This is a genomic window from Roseovarius gahaiensis, from assembly GCF_011601345.1.
GTDB classification, from domain to species: Bacteria; Pseudomonadota; Alphaproteobacteria; order Rhodobacterales; family Rhodobacteraceae; genus Roseovarius; species Roseovarius gahaiensis.
Genome location: NZ_JAAORB010000036.1, coordinates 1 through 18,372 on the forward strand (window position 1 = coordinate 1; position 18,372 = coordinate 18,372).

General features: G+C 60.1%; 10 protein-coding genes and 1 pseudogene. 4 read left to right on the forward strand and 7 right to left on the reverse strand.

What is annotated here, in order from left to right:
* Window positions 1–81: 81 nt before the first annotated feature.
* Window positions 82–207 (reverse strand): annotated as a pseudogene (locus tag HAT86_RS13710) (IS3 family transposase); the annotation flags it as partial.
* Between the two features lie 762 nt (window positions 208–969).
* On the opposite strand from HAT86_RS13710, the gene HAT86_RS13715 reads away from it, so the two are divergent.
* Complete coding sequence (locus tag HAT86_RS13715) at window positions 970–6,123, forward strand: Hint domain-containing protein (protein ID WP_167198915.1); 5,154 nt, start codon at window positions 970–972, stop codon at window positions 6,121–6,123.
* A gap of 132 nt (window positions 6,124–6,255) precedes the next feature.
* On the opposite strand, the gene HAT86_RS13720 is transcribed toward HAT86_RS13715, so the two are convergent.
* Together HAT86_RS13720 and HAT86_RS13725 are read right to left on the reverse strand one after the other, a co-directional pair.
* Window positions 6,256–6,861 carry a nucleotidyltransferase family protein gene (locus tag HAT86_RS13720; protein ID WP_167198918.1) on the reverse strand — a complete coding sequence of 202 codons (606 nt, stop codon included), beginning with the start codon at window positions 6,859–6,861 and terminating at the stop codon, window positions 6,256–6,258.
* Between the two features lie 255 nt (window positions 6,862–7,116).
* Window positions 7,117–9,534: a GcvT family protein gene (locus tag HAT86_RS13725; protein WP_167198922.1), complete on the reverse strand. Its 2,418-nt coding sequence runs from the start codon at window positions 9,532–9,534 to the stop codon at window positions 7,117–7,119.
* Between the two features lie 215 nt (window positions 9,535–9,749).
* Between HAT86_RS13725 and HAT86_RS13730 the strand changes: the two genes are divergently transcribed.
* Window positions 9,750–12,179, forward strand: a complete 2,430-nt coding sequence (locus tag HAT86_RS13730) for a GcvT family protein (RefSeq protein ID WP_167198925.1) — start codon at window positions 9,750–9,752, stop codon at window positions 12,177–12,179.
* 130 nt (window positions 12,180–12,309) lie between these two features.
* On the opposite strand, the gene HAT86_RS13735 is transcribed toward HAT86_RS13730, so the two are convergent.
* The 4 genes from HAT86_RS13735 to HAT86_RS13750 form a co-directional block, all read right to left on the reverse strand.
* A complete protein-coding gene (locus tag HAT86_RS13735) occupies window positions 12,310–13,620 on the reverse strand; it encodes an HlyC/CorC family transporter (protein ID WP_167198928.1) in 1,311 nt (436 codons plus the stop codon).
* A gap of 283 nt (window positions 13,621–13,903) precedes the next feature.
* Window positions 13,904–14,878 (reverse strand): site-specific tyrosine recombinase XerD, encoded by a 975-nt coding sequence (locus tag HAT86_RS13740; protein ID WP_167198931.1) that lies wholly within the window; start codon window positions 14,876–14,878, stop codon window positions 13,904–13,906.
* A gap of 3 nt (window positions 14,879–14,881) precedes the next feature.
* On the reverse strand, window positions 14,882–16,411 hold the full coding sequence (locus HAT86_RS13745) for a hypothetical protein (protein ID WP_167198934.1): 1,530 nt from the start codon (window positions 16,409–16,411) through the stop codon (window positions 14,882–14,884).
* Window positions 16,398–16,547: a CusA/CzcA family heavy metal efflux RND transporter gene (locus HAT86_RS13750; protein ID WP_167198937.1), complete on the reverse strand. Its 150-nt coding sequence runs from the start codon at window positions 16,545–16,547 to the stop codon at window positions 16,398–16,400. Before HAT86_RS13750 ends, HAT86_RS13745 begins: the two co-directional genes overlap by 14 nt.
* Before the next feature lie 111 nt (window positions 16,548–16,658).
* On the opposite strand from HAT86_RS13750, the gene HAT86_RS13755 reads away from it, so the two are divergent.
* On the forward strand, window positions 16,659–17,219 hold the full coding sequence (locus HAT86_RS13755) for a shikimate kinase (RefSeq protein ID WP_331272554.1): 561 nt from the start codon (window positions 16,659–16,661) through the stop codon (window positions 17,217–17,219).
* Window positions 17,216–18,331 (forward strand): 3-dehydroquinate synthase, encoded by a 1,116-nt coding sequence (aroB, locus tag HAT86_RS13760; protein ID WP_167198942.1) that lies wholly within the window; start codon window positions 17,216–17,218, stop codon window positions 18,329–18,331. Before HAT86_RS13755 ends, aroB begins: the two co-directional genes overlap by 4 nt.
* Window positions 18,332–18,372 lie beyond the last annotated feature (41 nt).

Below are 18,372 nucleotides of genomic sequence, written 5' to 3' on the forward strand. Positions count from 1 at the left end.
TCTTCACCGACGAGGAATGCTACAACTTCTTCAAGGCAGCAGGATACAAAACCGATTAAACGCGACACGCTCTAAGGGTGTCATCCACTTGTTCAGCGTCGAAAGCCTAACGCCCAAATCACCCGCAACTTGCCGCGGCGTCAGCCCGCTCGCCCGCACAATTCGCACCGCATCCTTGCGGAATTCTTCCGTTCTTGCTGTGCCCATAGTTCATCTCCTTTGCTGCAATAAATGCTATCAAAGGAGGGGCATCAAACCGCGACAGGTCCATGATTGGTAAAAAAGCGATGCTCGGACGGCTTTGATTCGAGTCGGTTTGTTTCCAACTTGGAGTCTTTTGCCGGACATTGCCGGGATTGATGAGCAAGCCAAAACCAAGTTGTGGGCCTGATTGCTGAATTTGATGAAAATGTGGACAGTTTCCCCATGTTTCCAATCAAGCAACAATGACCCCGTATTAACATGAGAGGTTAGCGGCAGACGCTCTGTAAAATAAGTAATTACAATAATTTATTGGGTGAGATTGGATGCGATCTGTCAACAAACGCAGACCCTGAATGCATCTTGAGGTTGTGTTTTGCCTTGCAATTTGCGCCCATTCTAAAATCGTGCCGTTTTTCGGACAAACTTCACTTTTTTTGCCGTAATTCATGCCGTATCTAAGAAACAGCCCAACTGGGGGGTATACATTGGTCGTGGGGGCGGCCGCTGAACTGTCAGTGCCTGTTTCAAGGGCGCGGGGGAGGCGTATACCGTGTGTGTCTGTATCGTCGCGCAAGGTGCTGCCGCTGAATGGTTTCGAGGGTGCGAGCGTGTCGCGTCCCAATCGGGCCATCTGAACTCTGCACATCACCCTACCTTTCTGGCATGGCTTGAAAAGTGAAAAGCGGATGCGTGGAGACCTGCGCGCCGCATCCAAATGCATAGACGTGACCGGGTTGTGCCCCGCGTGTTACGAGGAGTTCGAAGATGACATATTATGCCACCTATGGTTCGGTGAACCTGATCTACCTCGGGAACTTTGCCAGTACCGACCCGTATGAACACAACTACACGTCCGAGAACACATCGTTTCTGGAAGGCGTGCAGGTTGATCACACGCAGATGCAGATCGTTCAGGCCTCTTTCAAAGACGCCAACAGCAACGGTGTGATCGAAGACAATGATTTCGGCACTTACGACAAAGTGACATATGATGTCGGCGGTGGATCGGTGACCAACCAGACTGATGGCAGCCTGAATGCAAACGTCACACTCGCGTTGGCGGACGGATCAACCAAAACAGTCGATGTCGTGATGATGCAGCAGGACAATGGCGATTTGTTCATTTCCGATCTGCATAACGGCGGGACACTGGACAATCTTCAGATTTCCGGCGTCACGATCAACGAGATCACGGGAACAAACTATAGCGGATGGTACAGCAATCAGTCGGTGGATGGTAGCGCGATTGTCGCCCCGGAACCGCAGGCCGACGGCATTGTCGAAGGGACAAACGCGGGTGAAACCATTGATTTGGCCTACAGCGACGATCCCGAAGGCGACATGATTGACGCGGGCGACGCGGTGCTGCCCGGCCAGTCGGGTGATCAGGATATCGTGGATGCGCTTGGCGGAGACGACCTGATCAAGGCTGGCGCGGATGACGATATCGTCTATGCCGGATCGGGCAATGATACCGTTTTCGGCGAGGGCGGCAATGACACGATCTATGGCGATAGCAACCTTGGCAGCGCAGGCTCCGGTTCGACGGTGCGCGAAAGCTTTGAGTGGGACAAGATTGCCGATACCAACGGCGGATCGGGCGCGGTAGACCACGGCGACCCGCTGGATGGTGGCGTGACGCAGAACACCGGCAATGTCGATGTGACCTTCTCGGTCGTGAATGCGACCAGCCACGTGCGCACCGAATTTGCCGACAATCAGCAAAAAGTGCATTCGATCACCGATGATGGCAATGGCGTCGACGCTTACAGTTCGATGGCGTCCGAGTTGGACGGTGATTATGCCAAAGCGACCTATGCGTTCGATTTCTCGAAAGAGGTCGAAAATGTTTCGTTCCGCATCAATGACATCGACGGTGATGGCTTGGTCAAGGTCTATGCCTACGACGCAGAGGACAACCCGGTCGAGCTGGACATTCACGCGGGCGCGGATCTGCACGCGTCAAATCAGGATGGCGTCGGCGGCACCGAAGTGCTCGATAGCGAAGGCGGATATGAGCATGACACAAGCCCCAACCATTCCGCGCTGATCAATATCGCCGGTCCGGTGGCCCGTATCGAAGTGCAGCATAGTGAAAACGGTCCGGACAATTCGGGCATCAATATCACCGATATGTATTACGACGCGCCTGTGGGCGCGGTTGATGACGGTGTTGCTGGCGACGATTCCCTTTTGGGCGGTGACGGCGATGACGTTCTGTACGGCGAAGGCGGCAATGATACGCTGGAAGGTGGCGCCGGCAATGATCTGATGTATGGCGACAGTCCTGACGCGACGGGCACGGCGGCAACCGCGTCGATTACGATCACAGGGCAGAACGGGGATTATAATGGCGCGCTTTTGGTCGAGATCCGCGATGGTGACACAGGTGATGTCAAAGACACGCTGACGCTGACCGATGATTACGACGCCAATATCGGAGAGACTTACGATATTCCGCTTGAGGACGGCGATACATTCCGCGTCGGCATCACCAGCCCGGAAGGCACCTTTTATTCCGACACGCAGAACGCCTTGGCAACGACCACATCCCCGGACGGATCGGTCAGCCTTGCATTCGAGGATACCGCCGATCTTGGCGACGAAGATTTCGACGACGTGACCGTTGATGTCGATTTCGCGGAAACCGGGGCGACTCTCTTGACCGATGGTGGTTCGGTGACGGCATCCGCGCCAGGCGCACCAGTTGACGACGCCACGGGTGGTAATGACCTCTTGGATGGAGGTGAGGGCAACGACACGCTGTTTGGAAATGGCGGGGATGATGCACTTGATGGTGGCGCGGGCAATGACCTGATTTATGGGGACAATGGCGCGCCGGTTGGCGGACCGGACAACAACCTGATCGCCAATGGCTCGTTCGAAGACACCTCGGGCATGACCGACACTGACTATGGCTATGTCGGCACCGGGTCGATCCCCGGCTGGACAACCGATGATCCTGCGACCGAAATCGACGTGCACAATGACGAGCGCGACGGCATGGTTCAGACCGATGGGGAAAATTGGCTCGATCTTGAAGCGTCGCCGGGCAATATTCGGATTGGTCAGGATGTTCAGGGCGTCGTCGATGGTGCGGAATATCAGCTCAATTTCGATGTCAGCGACAGCAAATTCCTGACATCCGAGGGGGACGACGAAAATCTGGTCAATGTCTACTGGGGCGGCGACCTGATCACCACGATCGACCCGTCCAATGTTGATGAGTCTGATTTCGAAACGATTACGCTGACCCTGACCGGCGGGGCTGGCGACGGCTCGAACCGGTTGGAATTTGAAGGCACCGGACAAGAGGACAATCTGGGCGCGGCAATCGACAACGTAGAGCTTTTCGCTCTTGATCCAGCAGTCGGCAAATCCGGTGTTGGTGGCGATGACACGATCACCGGTGGCGAGGGCGCCGACACGATGGTCGGCGAGGGCGGCGACGACACCTTCATCATCAGCAACAGCGCCGATGCCGATGGCGATGTCGTGATCGGCGGCAACGGGCCGGACGACGCCACAGACGAGGATGTGCTTGATCTGCGCGGCACCGGGCAGGTAACGATCACGGACGAGGCTGACGCCAGCGACGATGGCGGGCGTGCGGGCACCGTCACGTTCGAGGATGGCTCGGTGCTGACGTTCAGCCAGATCGAAACCATCCTGACCGATCCGCAGAATGATGGGATCGTCGATGGCGGTGATGACGGCGAGTCGATGGAGCTTGGCTACACCGACCCGCAGGGCGATCAGATCACCACGGGTGACGATTCGATCCGTGGCAATGATGGCGACGACACGATTGATGGCGATGCTGGCAATGACACCATCGACGGCGGTTCCGGCAATGACGAGATCACCGGGGGTGTTGGAGATGACAGTGTCGATGGCGGCGACGGCGCGGATACGCTGACCGGTGGTGACGGCACCGACACGCTGAACGGCGGCGCGGGCGACGACGATATCGCCGTGGGTGGCAACGACAGCGCCGCGGGTGGCACAGGTGACGACGTGTTCACCATTGATCGGACTGATCCCGCCGCTGACATCAATGTCACCATTGACGGTGGCTCGGACGGCACCGACGGCAACCCGGACGGCCCCGAGAACGGCGACGAAGGTGATATTCTGGACCTCTCAGATCGATCTGAAAATCTGACGGTTGTTCTTGAGGATGCCGATCCGGAATCGGGTACGGTTGATGGGCTTGACGCCGACAACACCCCGGATGTGACCTTTGACGAGATCGAGAAGATCATCACGGGTTCCGGCGATGACACGATTGATGCTGACGACGCAGACGGCCCGATCAATGTCGAAACCGGCGCGGGCGATGACAGTGTCGATGGCGGCAATGGCGACGACGTGATCAGCACCGGCCCGGGCAATGATACCATCAATTCCGGCAACGGGTCGGACACGGTCGATGCCGGTGACGGCAACAACCTGATCGACACCTCCTCGGACGTGCTTGCTCCGCTGCCCGATGACGGGTTCCCCGGGTATGGCCCTGTTCCGGAACTCCCGAAGGATGACTATCCCAATGACGACCGCGATTTCGTCACCTCGGGTTCGGGTAATGATACGATCTTTACCGGTGATGACAACGACACGATCAATGCGGCGGGTGGGGACAACCTCATTGACGCGGGTATCGACGATGACGAGATCACGACAGGTGATGGTAATGACACCATCGTCGGCGGCGAGGGCAACGACACGATCACCTCCGGTGGCGGTGATGACCTGATCTATGGTGGGCTTGACCCGGCGGTTGTGCCCATCGACGGCACCGATATCCCCGATGCCCCTGACGAGGGCAGCGATGGCCCCGACCCGGACGAGGATAATGGCCGTGACTTCATCGATGCCGGTGCCGGAAACGATACGGTCTATGGTCAGGATGACGACGACACGATTTACGGCGGTGACGGCAATGACTTCCTTGATGGCGGTGTCGACGACGATCTGATCTACGGCGGTAACGGGGAGGATACGATCACTGGCGGGCAGGGGGCGGATACGCTCTTTGGCGAGGCAGGCTCGGATACCTTCATCATCGACAACCGCGAAGATGCCTTTGGCGACGTGATCGACGGTGGCACCAAGGATGGCGATGGCGATCCCACGACCGACAACGAGAACGACCAGCTTGACCTGACAGGTCTGGGCCGGTTTGAGATCGTGCAAAGCGACGGCACCACGCCGCTGGATCTGACCACGCCGAACGATCCCGATGGCAACAGCTTTAGCGGTCAGGTCAACTTCCTTGACGCCAACGACAATGTCGAAGGCACGCTGACCTTCACTGAGATCGAAGATCTGGTGCCATGCTTCACACCCGGCACGGTGATTGCCACGCCGAAAGGTGAGCGTCTGGTCGAAGATCTGCAGATCGGCGACCGGATCATCACCCGCGACAACGGCATTCAGGAAATCCGGTGGCTGGGCCGCCGCGATTTGCAGGGGCGTGAGCTGCTTCAGGCACCGCATATGAAGCCGGTTTTGATCCGCGCCGGGTCGCTTGGGCATGGCTTGCCGGAATCTGATATGGTGGTCAGCCCGAACCACAGGGTGCTGATCAACAACGACCGCACCGCGCTTTATTTTGAAGAGCGCGAGGTTCTGGCTTCGGCCAAGCACCTGACGGGGCTGGACGGTGTTGATGCGGTCGAGGCAAGCTCGGTCAGCTATATCCACTTCATGTTCGATCAGCACGAAGTTGTTCTGTCGAATGGTGCCTGGACCGAAAGCTTCCAGCCGGGTGAGCAAACGATGGACGGGATGGGCCAGTCGCAGCGCGACGAAATCTATGACCTGTTCCCAGAACTGCGCGATGCCGAAGGCTTGGGTGCCTATCAAGCCGCGCGGCGTTCGCTGAAAAAGCACGAAGCCAAGTTGTTGGTGAAATAAGCAATGCAGCCGCCGATGCGCCTCATTCAGGGCGCGTCGGTTCCTTGGAAGCGGGGAGGGGGCTGTCCTGTTTTCAAATCAAACAATCCCGGTCGTGTGCCGGGATTGTTTTGTTTTTCGAAACATTCAATCTCAGCGCCCGGTGCGGGCGCGCCAATGCGCCCAAGCCTCGGGCGTGTCCAGATCGGTGGTGGCCCGGTTGTCGGCCAAGGGCAGCGGCGCGACATCCTCCTGCCTCAGAAGATCGCGCGCACCTTGATCGCCACTCAGCCGGGCCATGGCGGGAAACAGGCGCGCGGGAAAAATCACTGGATGGCCGGGGCACCCAGTTTGATCTACCGCCCGGATCACTTGGCCGGGTTTGTCCGTGGCGGCGTGGATCATCTTTTGCAGGTCATCACGGCCCAGATCGGGAAGATCGGCGAGCACGATCATCAAGGCATCGAACTCATGCGCCTGCGCCCACGCGGCCCCTGCGCGCAATGATGCGGCGATGCCTTCGCTTGCATCGGCAATGACCTGCAGGGTCAACCTGTCCGATTGGCGCAAAACCTCGCGCCGCTTGGTCCCGGCTGTGCCGGGCGGTAGCGTGACAAGTACTTCACATCCACAGGTCAACGCCATACGGGCCTGTCGCAGCAATAGCGGCAGACCGTCCACGCGCTCCAGCAACTTGTCGCGCCCGTTCATACGGGACGAGGCTCCGGCAGCCGGAATCATGATCGCGATATTTTGCATTCGGCCTCTGTTGCTGTCAGGAGCGCTGCCCCTCTTGGCCGTGGGCCAATTCACCCCGGGATATTTTCAAACAGAAGAAGGCAAAGCGCCCGATTTCATTGTTCCCAAAATACTCCCGCCGGAGGCGTCCTGCCAGTGGAAATCAGCACGAGCCGCGAGCGATTTCGCACGCCCGTTGCCAAAGGCGGCCCGAGACGGCGGCCAAGGGCCGACGACGAGACATGCAGCGCGCGGGCGTGCCCGCGCCCCTTTGGATCAGCCCCGCATCCTTGCGCCGTCGGCATCGAACAGCGGTGTTGTGATCAGCCGTGCAGGCCGTTTTTGGCCCAGAATTTCGATCTTGGCCTCCAGCCCGTTGTGCACCATCTGCGCCGGGATAAGGGCGAGCGCGATGGATGTGCCGCTGTGGTGCGAATAGCCCCCCGAGGTGCAAAAACCTTGCACGGTGCCGTCAATCCAGACCGGCTCATAGCCGTTCACATCGCTATCGTCGGCATCGACCGTGAACACGGCCAGCTTGCGGGCGGGGCCGGTGGCGCGTTCGGCCTGGGCTGCGGCGCGGCCTATGAAGTCGGCCTCCTTGTCAAAGCGAATGAACCGATCCAGCCCGGTTTCGGCCGGGGTATAATCTGGCCCGTATTCCAAGCGCCATGCGCCAAAGAATTTATCAAGCCTGAGCGACATCATCGCGCGCATCCCAAAGGGACGCATGCCGTGGGTTTGCCCCTCGCTCCACAGCGTATCCCACAACTTCCGTTGCGCCATGGGGTCGCAGTAGATCTCGTACCCTATATCGCCGGTAAAGCTGACCCGTTCCACAAGGCAATCCACCATGCCGATTGTCATATGGCGGATATCCATGAACGTCATTTCGTGCACCGAATCGCGCGTGCACGCGGCCAGCACCTCGCGCGCCTTGGGGCCTGCAATCTGGAAGCCGGTGAGACGGTCCGAGATGTTGTCGACATGCACGCCGTCGGCTTCGTTTTGCTGGAACCAGCGCATGTGATAGGCCTGCGCGCCGTATGAGCCGGTGAGTTGAAAAGTCGTGTCATTCAGGCAGGACACGGTGAAATCCCCGATGATCCGCCCCGCATGGGACAGCATCGGCGTCAGGGATAAACGCCCCGGTTTCGGAATGAGGCCCGCCATGGTCCGATCCAGCCAAGCGCGTGCATTAGTCCCTGTGACAAGGTATTTCCCGAAATTTTGCAGCTCGTTGATGCCGACGGCCTCGCGCACCGCCTTGACCTCGCGCGCGGTGGCGTGAAACGCGTTCGAGCGGCGAAAGCTGGGTGTTTCATAGCGCGGCTCATCCCCTTCGGCAAAATAATTGGGCACCTCCAGCCCGTATTGATGCCCCCACACCGCGCCCATCTGGTCGAACACATCATACATAGGTGTCTGGCGAAAGGGGCGCGCGGCGGGCAGTTCCTCGTTCGGGTAGGCGACGGAAAACCGTTTTTGGTAGTTTTCGATCACCTTCGGGCGGGTATAGCCCGGCGTGATCCAGTCGCCGTAACGTGCCACATCCATCGCCGACACGTCGCGTTCGCATTCGCCGGTGGTCATCCATTGCGCCAGCATCAGGCCGACGCCGCCACCTTGGGAAAAGCCCGCCATCACCGCGCAGGCCGACCAGTAATTGCGCAACCCCGGCACCGGCCCGACCAGCGGGTTCCCGTCAGGGGCAAAGGTAAACGGCCCGTGGATCACCGATTTCACGCCTGCGCGTTCCAGCGCCGGAAAGCGGTTATAGGCAAAGGTGATGCTGTCTTCGATCTTGTCGAAATCATCGGGCAGAAGTTCATGCCCGAACGTCCAAGGCGTGCCGTCCACCGCCCACGGGCGGCAGGGTTGTTCATAGAATCCAATGCACAAGCCACGGCCTTCTTGCCGTAGATAGGATTCGCCTGCCGGGTCCATCACATGCGGATGCTCGCCACCCGCCGCGATGATCTGTGCGATCTCGGGCACCTCTTCGGTGACGATATACTGGTGTTCCATTGGGTGCAGCGGCAGGTAAACACCCGCCATCGCCGCCACTTCGCGCGCCCACAGGCCGGCGGTGTTGACCAGATGTTCGGCGTGGAGGGTGCCCTTGTCGGTGACCACATCCCATGTGCCGTCGGGGCGTTGGTTGGTTTCATGCACATGGCAATGGGTCTCAATCGTGGCCCCGCTCATGCGGGCCGCCTTAGCATAGGCGTGGGTGGTGCCGGACGGATCAAGGTGGCCATCAAGCGGATCGTAAAGCGCACCGATGATCCCGTCGGTATTGGTGACCGGCGCGATCTTGGCGATCTCTTCGGGGGTGACGATCTCGGTGTCCAGACCCATGTAGCGGTGCTTGGCGCGTTCTGTCAAAAGCATGTCAAAGCGCTCGCGGGTGTCGGCCAGCGTCACGCCGCCGACATGGTGCAGGCCGCAAGACAGGCCGGTGATCTCTTCAAGCTCTTTATATAGCTTGATCGTATACCCCTGCAGCGCGGCCATGTTGGTATCGCCGTTCAACGTGTGAAAGCCGCCCGCCGCGTGCCACGTGCTGCCGCTGGTCAGTTCTGAGCGTTCGATCAGCATCACATCGGACCAGCCCAGTTTCGTCAGGTGATACAAAACGCTGCATCCGACGACACCGCCGCCAATCACGGCAACACGGGTGGTGGTTTTCATGGCGGGCCTCCTGTTGGTTGTTAGGGTCAGACTGCGAAGCGTGCCGGGCCGGGGCATGTCGAATTGCGACAGGTTATGTCGGGATTGGTGCCTCTAGCCCGGGGGGTGCGGGCGGTGCTGCAAGTTGTATCACTGCGACCAAAGATGTCGGGAACCGGCAACCACCGCCGTGACAAGGGCGTCAGGTTGAGGATGAAACAGCCAGGGAACAGGACATGAAGACCCACGCACAGGCCGTCGTCATCGGGGGCGGCGTCATCGGATGCTCGATCCTTTACCACCTGACCAAACAGGGGTGGAGCGACGTGGTATTGCTGGAACGCGACGAGTTGACCAGCGGCAGCACATGGCACGCGGCGGCCAATATTCACGGGCTGCACGACAGCGCCAATATCAGCCGCCTGCAGCATTACACGATGACGCTTTACAAGCAGTTGGAGGAAGAAACCGGCCAATCTTGCGGTGTGTTCCAACCCGGCAGCCTGTATCTGGCCCAGACCGAGGCGCGCGAACATCAGTTGCGCTTGCAAGCCGCCAAGGCCCAGCTTTACGGCATGAACTTTGCCGAGATCAGCCGCGAGGAGGCCGAGGAAAAGCACCCGCTGGTTAATTTCGACGGGGTCCGCTGCATCATGTGGGAACCCGATGGCGGCAATGTGGACCCGTCGGGCGTGACCAATGCCTATGCCATGGGCGCGCGGCAGCGCGGAGCCGACATACACCGTTTCACGCCGGTGACGGCGACGGTGCAGCAACCCGACGGCACTTGGATCGTCGAGACCCCCAAGGGCCAGATCCGCACGCCGTGGGTGATCAACGCCGCCGGGCTTTGGGGGCGCGAGGTGGCGCGGCTGGCCGGTGTCGAGGTGCCGTTACAACCGACCGAGCATCAGTATTTCGTCACCGAAACCATTGCTGAAATTGCGGCGATGGACCGGCGGTTGCCCTCGGTCGCCGACCGCGACGGGGAATATTACCTGCGCCAAGAGGGCAAGGGTCTTTTGATCGGCGCTTATGAACGCGACATGCGGTTTTGGGCCGAGGATGGCACGCCGCTGGACTTCGCCCATGATCTGTTTCCCGACGATCTGGAACGCATCATGGATAACGTGATGCGCGCGATGGATCGGGTGCCGGTGGCCGCCGAGGCCGGGATCAAACGGGTGATCAACGGCCCGATGATCTGGAGCCCCGATAGCAACGTGATCCTTGGCCCGGTGCCCGAGAAGAAGGGCTATTTCATGTGTGGCGGGATTATCCCCGGTTTCAGCCAGTCGGCGGGCATGGGCCTGATGGTGGCGCAGTGGATCACCACGGGCGAGATGCAATATGACATGTTCGCGTGGGATATAGCGCGGTTTGACGAATGGGCCAATGACCGTGATTTCGTCAAAGCCAAGGTCGAGGATGTCTATGCGCATCGTTTTGCCATCCACTACCCCAACGAAGAACGCGCGGCAGGCCGCCCTCTGCGCACGCGGCCAGCGTATGAGATGCAAAAACGGATGGGGGCTGTCTTTGGCCTGAACTATGGTTGGGAACATCCGCAGTGGTTTGCCGACACGCCCGGCACGCAGGACACCAACGGGTTCACCCGGCAAAACTGGTGGGCCCCGGTGGGGGCCGAATGCCGGATGCTGCGCGAGCGGGCGGGCATCATCGACATTTCGAACTTCGCCAAATATCGCTGCAAGGGGCCGGGGGCCGAGGACTGGCTGAACGCGGTCTTTGCCAACCGGATGCCGAAAAGCGTGGGCCGGTCGTGCCTGACGCCGCTGATTTCGGTGCGCGGTGGCATCGCGGGCGATGCCACTGTGACACGGGTGGCCGAGGATGAATTTTGGGTCGTCAGCTCGGGCATGGCGGAACGCTATCACAAGCGGTTCTTCGACTTGGTGCCGCGGCCCGAAGGCACGACATTTGACAGCATGACCGAAGCGGTCTGCGGCTTTAACGTGGCCGGGCCAAAATCGCGCGACATGCTGCAAGGGCTGACGGATGCCTCGCTGGCGACCGTTGATTTCCCGTTCATGCGGTCGCAGCGTATCACGGTGGCCGGGGTCGACTGCCTTGCGCTGCGCGTCAGTTTCACCGGCGATCTGGGGTGGGAGTTGCATTGCGCCACCGAAGATCAGGCAAGGCTATACGCGGCACTTCTGCAGGCCGGGCAGGCCGTGGGCGCAGGCCCGGTGGGCGCGCGGGCGCTGATGTCGATGCGGGTGGAAAAGGGCTATGGTTCGTGGAGCCGCGAATACAGCCCCGAATATTTCCCGCATGAGGTGGGGCTGGCCGCACTGTGCAAGATGGACAAAGACTTCCTGCACAAGGGCGCGTTGGAACAGGCGCTGCACCAGCCGCCGCGCGAAGATCTGGTGCTGATCGCGGTGGACGCGGATGATGTGACCGCCTCGAATGCGGATGCCACCGGGGGCGAGCCCGTGTGCAAGGATGGCGTGCCGGTGGGGCGCGTGACCTCGGGGGCCTATGGCTATAGCGTGGGGCAAAGCCTTGCGCTTGGCTATGTCAAACATGGCACGGCTGCGCCGGGTGATGCGGTAGAGGTGATGATCCTTGGTCGACCGCACCGGGCGCGCATCCTGCACGAGCCGCCGTTTGATCCCAAGGGCGAGAAACTGCGCAGCTGACCGGGATTAAAGCGGCCCCTGAATAAGGTTGCGCCCGCCCACAAGGTTTGCGGGCGCAATGGCCGATGTCTTGAAAAGAAATCGAAACGGAAACTTTTAAAGTTTCCGATATGCTGATCGCGGTTCGGCCTTACAGCTTGCGGATTTTCAGCTTGGTGATGCGGTTGTCAGATTTCGCGGCGACCTCAAAGTGGAAGCCGTGGAAACTGAACACCTGATTGACCTCGGGAATCATCTGGGCCTCGTGGATGACCAAACCGGCAATTGTATTGGCGGCCTCGTCGGGCAGGGTCCAGTCGGTGGCGCGGTTCAGGTCGCGGATCGTCATCGCCCCGTCGACAAGAAACTGATTGTCCTCGCTGCGCCGGATCGGGTGATCTGCGTCAGGGTCGAACTCATCAGTGATTTCGCCGACAATTTCTTCAAGGATGTCTTCCAGCGTGATCAGCCCTTGTAGGGTGCCGTATTCATCCACCACCAGCGCGAAATGGCTGCGCATCCGCAAAAACTGGCGCATCTGGTCGTCCAGCGTTGTGGTTTCGGGCACGAAATAGGGTTTCATCGCCACGTCGCAAATATCGAACCCTTCCAGCGCATCGGCGCTGACCGCATCACCGCCCATCACCAGCTTGTGCATGGCGCGCAGCAGATCCTTGGCGTGGACGATGCCGATGATATTGTCGGGATCGTCGCGATACACCGGCAGGCGGGTGTGGCTTGAATGCAGGCATTGATCAAGGATCGCGCGGGGCTCGTCTTCGGCGTTGATCATCTCGATCTGGCTGCGGTGCAGCATGATTTCCTCAACCGCGCGTTCGCCAAGGTCAAGCGCACCCAGAATGCGATCGCGGTCTTCTTTTTCCACCACGCCTTCGGAATGGCCCAGATAAAGCGCGCCGGCGATTTCTTCGCGCACGGCAAGGATGTGGCTGTCGGGGTCGGTCTTCACGCCAAAGATCCGCAGCACACCTCGCACCAGCAAGCGCACCGCGCTGACCACCGGCGAGAACACACGCACCACCACGCGAATTACTGGTGCCGCGTGCGAGGCTGCGGCCTCGGCATTGGTGATGGCGTAGGTTTTCGGCAGCACCTCGGCGAAAATCAGAACCAGCAGGGTCATGACCAAAGTGGCCAGCGCGACCCCGGATTCGCCGAACAGGCGGGTGAACATTGCGGTGGCCAGCGATGTGGCAAGGATATTAACCAGGTTGTTGCCCAACAGGACCGAGCCGATCAGACGTTCGTTGTCTTCGGTGATGTCCAGCGCGTGTTGCGCGCCGCTGTCGCCCTTGTCGGCGCGGGCGCGCAGTTTGCCGCGCGAGGCAGCGGTCAGCGCGGTTTCACTGCCCGAAAACATGCCCGACAACACCAGCAACAGCAGAATTGCCGCCGAGGTGAACCAGAAAGCGGCATCAAGTGTGATTGAGGATGGTTCCATGAAGCAATCTGTCCCTTTATCCAGTTGGGGTTATGGGCACGGCGCGGGCCGCAATCAAGCAAGAAAGACGACGAATCGGCTTGATCCGGGCGCGCGCGATGGTGCGATGCCGTTATTTGGGGGTGGCGCCACCGTCGCCGCGCTGCACGGTGCAAATCCCGTCGGTGATGGCGGGACCGGAGGTGCAGGTATTGCCGCTGCGCTATGATCACGCGGCGGCATAACAGGCCATGCGCGATGCCGGGCTGACCCAAGGCTATGACAGTGCGCTGTCCTCGGGTTATTAGCCGTCGGACGACGTGCTGCCGCCCGAATTGCGACGGGCCGCCACGGCCAACGGGTGATGCTGCTGCACCAGATCGCGCAGACGCTCTTCCAGCACATGGGTATAGATTTCGGTGGTGGCCACATCGGCATGGCCCAAAAGGGTTTGGATGGCCCGCAGATCGGCACCATTGGCCAGCAGATGCGTGGCAAAGGCATGGCGCAGGGTGTGCGGCGTCACCTTGGCCGGTGCGACGCCCGCAGCAACCGCCAGTTCCTTGATCAGCATGTAAAATCGGTGCCGGGTCAGGTGACCCGCCTTGCCGGAGGAGGGGAACAGAAACGCCGACACGGCACGCCCTTTGGCGCGGGCGGCGTCTTGGGCGGTGTCGCGCAGCGTCAACCACTCGGCCAACCTGTCGCGCGCGTCGGGCGACAGCGGGACCATGCGTTCCTTGCCGCCCTTGCCTTTGATCAACAGCATTTGCGGATCGCCACGCGCCGCCGACACCGGCAAGGCCACCAATTCGCTAACGCGCATGCCGGTGGCGTATAAAAGCTCCATCAAGCAGGTGTTGCGTGCGCGGTCCGAGGCAGAGCGGCCATGCGTGCGGGCGGCTTGCAAAAGGCGATCAACTTCATTCTCACTCAGGGTTTTGGGCAGTTTTTGATCACGCCCCGGCCCTTTGATGCGCAGGGCAGGGTTGTCGCCGCGCAGCCGATCATCGAAGGCGAATCTGTAAAGCTGCTTGATCGCCGACAGGCGGCGCGCAAGGGTGGCGCGTGCCAACCCCTGTGCATCGCAATGAATCAGGTAAGCCTCGATATCGTGTTGCGTGGCCTGTGGGGTGTCACGCCCTTGATCGGCCAGCCAGTCGTCAAAATGCGACAGATCGCGCGCATAGGCCTGAAGGGTGTTCTGAGCGGCACCAAGTTCGGCGGCCTGTGCCTCAAGAAAGGCGGAAATCCAATGGCGTCCGGTGGTGGGTGCCATGGCCTAGGCCCGGCCATCAAGCAGCAAAAGCTGCAACGCCGCACGGCGGGCCGTATCCTCAAGCCCGACGGCGCGCAGGGTCGACAGGGCCGAGGTGATCTGCGCGTATCCGCGCGGCCCTGCGGTATCGAGTTGCAAGGCCGCGTTCAGAATCGCCTGACCCAGCTTGCCGGTATTCAAAAGCCCGGCATGATCCGGGCTTGGGCCGGTAGTTGCAAAAGCATCGGTAATGGCTTGTTCCATGTCGCTACGGGCCAGCTTGGCCTCGGGGGTGCCTTGCGCCAGCCCGGCCAAAAACTGGTGTGATTTGGTGGCCTTGGGCGCGGCCTGCTCATAGTCGGGCGAAAGCAGTGCGATGCGCAACGCCAGATCGGCAGCCGGGCCATCGGGTAGCCTATGGTCCAGCAACTCTTGGCCGAAAAGATCGGCAAACACGATGTGCAGCCCTTGTTCGCGCATGGCCCGCCACGCGGCGGGCAGGGTGGCCGCGATCCGTTCGGGCTGGGCGCTGCCAAGTGCCTTGTCAAAACTTTGGATTGCCTTGGCCCTGTCCCATACGCCGCCCGAGGCTGCGGGCGTCCGCTCGGTGTAAAGCCCAAGCAGGCGGTTGGGCGGCAGTGCGCCGGTTCGGGCCAGCCGCTCGGCGGCCTCGATGCGGGCCTTCCAGCCTGCGGTGGGGCGCAGATCGGCCATGGCGTAGGCGCGCGGCAGGCCACCTGTGGGCATTGGGCGGCCCATTGCTTCATACAGGCGAAAGATCAGCGGTGTCATGCCCGGTGTCGGGGGCAGCTCCGGCCCGGTGTCAATCGTTTCAGGGTCCAGAAACTGCGCCAGCAGGTCGGCTTCAACGGCACTCAATAAACCAAGCGCTTGTGCCGATTCAAAGGTCAGCGCCGCGGTTTGCCAATCGCCTGCGCGCGCCGTGCAGTAAATGCGTGCGCTATACCGATCCGTCAGCACAGGGTTCTGGGCCAAGGCCTCGCAGGGGGCATCCTCGACACCGGCCAGCAGCGCCAGATCAAGCCAGCTGTCAAACAGCGGCGCGGTGGCCGGCCCGGCCCGCTCTAGCAACGCAAGTGCCGGATCGACCGCGCCATAGGTGCGCAACGCGTTTAGCCGGGCAATCAGAAACGCGGCGTTGGCCCCGGCATCGGCGGGGGGGTCGGCCTCGGCCAGAAGAAGCGTGTAATATAGGGCCTGCGTCGCGGGCAGCGGCGTGTCAGGCAAGGCGGAAAGCTGCGCCATAAGCGTGGCCGTGGTGCTGGCCTGCCAAAGATGCGAGGGCAGGCCAGTGGTGTCTGATGGCAGTAGCCCAACCGAGTCGCTGCGCTGCGCGCCCAAAGGCATCACCGCCACATCAGGTGTGATGATTCCCTTTGATATCGGGGATTCGTCAGGCGGCACACTGCGTGGGGCCGCCACGCTGACCGAAACAGGCGCATCAAGCCAGTCGATGGCCGACAGCGGCTCTTGCGCGGTCGTGGAGACCGGCGCGGCCAAAAATACCAGTATAAGCGCCTTAGCCTGTCTCAAGTATGATGTCCTGACGAATTTCGTTCACAGGCGGGGTGAAATCCGCGCCGAAAAACGGCCCGAGATACGCATACCCCACCAGCGCTATAAATGCCAGAATGGCAAGGTAGAACAGCCATTTGATCAGTCTAAACATATCGGGCCTGCCTGTATCTGTTCGGTTTTTGTAAACTTTATAACTGGCCTTTTGAACAAGATCACGTCATTCAGTATCAAAACGCCGTGTTTTGGCAGGGGAGCGCCGAAAGTGACCGCGACAACGCAGTCGAAACTGAAGAAAACTGTTGTTCTGGTGGGTATGATGGGGGCGGGAAAAACCGCCGTGGGCAAGGCCTTGGCCGCCAGCCTTGGGGTGCCGTTTCTGGATTCAGATGCCGAAATCGAAAGCGCCGCGGCAATGAGTATCGCCGAAATTTTTGCCCGCGATGGCGAAGCATTTTTCCGCGCTCGTGAAACGCAGGTGATTGACCGCCTTCTAGATGGAGAAAGCGGCATCCTGTCCACCGGAGGGGGCGCGTTTTTGTCCGAGCAAAACCGCAAGCTGATTTCTGACAAGGGCGTGTCGGTCTGGTTGAAGGCCGATTTGCCGCTGTTGTGGAATCGCGTAAAATACAAGAATACCAGACCTTTACTGCGCACAGATAATCCATACGAAACGCTGCAAAACCTCTATGAGACGCGCGCGCCGATCTATGCCATGGCCGATATCAGTGTCCAAGCTCGGCCCGAATACTCAATCGAGACAATGGCCAGCAAGGTGCGTGACGCTTTGGCATCGCGGCCCGATGTTCTGGAGGCAAAACCATGATGGAAACCGTGCATGTGCCACTCGGCGACCGGGCCTACGATATTCACATCGGCCCAAGCCTGTTGCAGCAGTCGGGCGACTTGATCAGCCCACTATTGCATCGTCCGCGCGTGGCGATTGTCGCGGATGCGCATGTGGCAGACCTGCATTTGCAAACGCTTTGCAAGGGTCTGGAAAAAAACGGAATTTCCGTGAAAAGCATGACTTTGCCGCAGGGTGAGGCGACGAAATCTTGGCCGCATTTCGAGCGGGTTGTCGAATGGCTTTTGGCCGAAAAGATTGAACGCCGCGATATCGTGATTGCCTTTGGCGGCGGGGTCATCGGCGATCTGGTTGGCTTTGCTGCGGCGGTGCTGCGTCGCGGGGTGCGATTTGTGCAAATTCCGACCAGCCTTCTGGCGCAGGTCGATAGCTCGGTTGGCGGTAAAACCGGGATCAACGCGCCGCAGGGCAAGAACCTGATTGGTGCCTTTCATCAGCCCAGTCTTGTGCTGGCCGATACCGGCGTTCTGGATACGCTGACCAAGCGTGATTACCTGTCGGGCTATGGTGAGGTGGTCAAATACGGCCTGTTGGGGGATTCTGAGTTTTTCCAATGGCTTGAGCGCAACGCTTCATCTGCTGCGGCTGGCGATATGGCGGCCCGAATCAAGATCGTCAAACGCTCGGTCCAGATGAAAGCCGACATCGTGGTGCGCGATGAAACCGAACAGGGCGACCGGGCGCTTTTGAATTTGGGCCATACCTTTTGCCATGCATTGGAGGCGGCGACGGGTTATTCCGACCGGCTGCTGCATGGTGAAGGGGTGGCGATTGGCTGTGCCTTGGCGTTCGAGTTGTCTTCGCGCCTTGGGCTGTGCAGCCAAGAAGACCCAAGCCGCGTGCGCGCCCATCTGCGCGACATGAAGATGAAGGTGGATCTGTCTGACATAGAAGGCGATTTGCCCGATGCAGATGGCTTGCTGGAGTTGATGGCGCAGGACAAAAAAGTGGTCGATGGCACGCTCAACTTTGTTTTGGCGCGTGGGATTGGCAAGGCTTTCGTGACCGGCGACGTGCCGCGCGACACGGTTAAAGCGGTCTTGCAGGATGCCTTGGCGCAGCGCGGCTGAGACGTAGTCCATCCGTCTAAAACAGTTGCAGATTTTGCAAG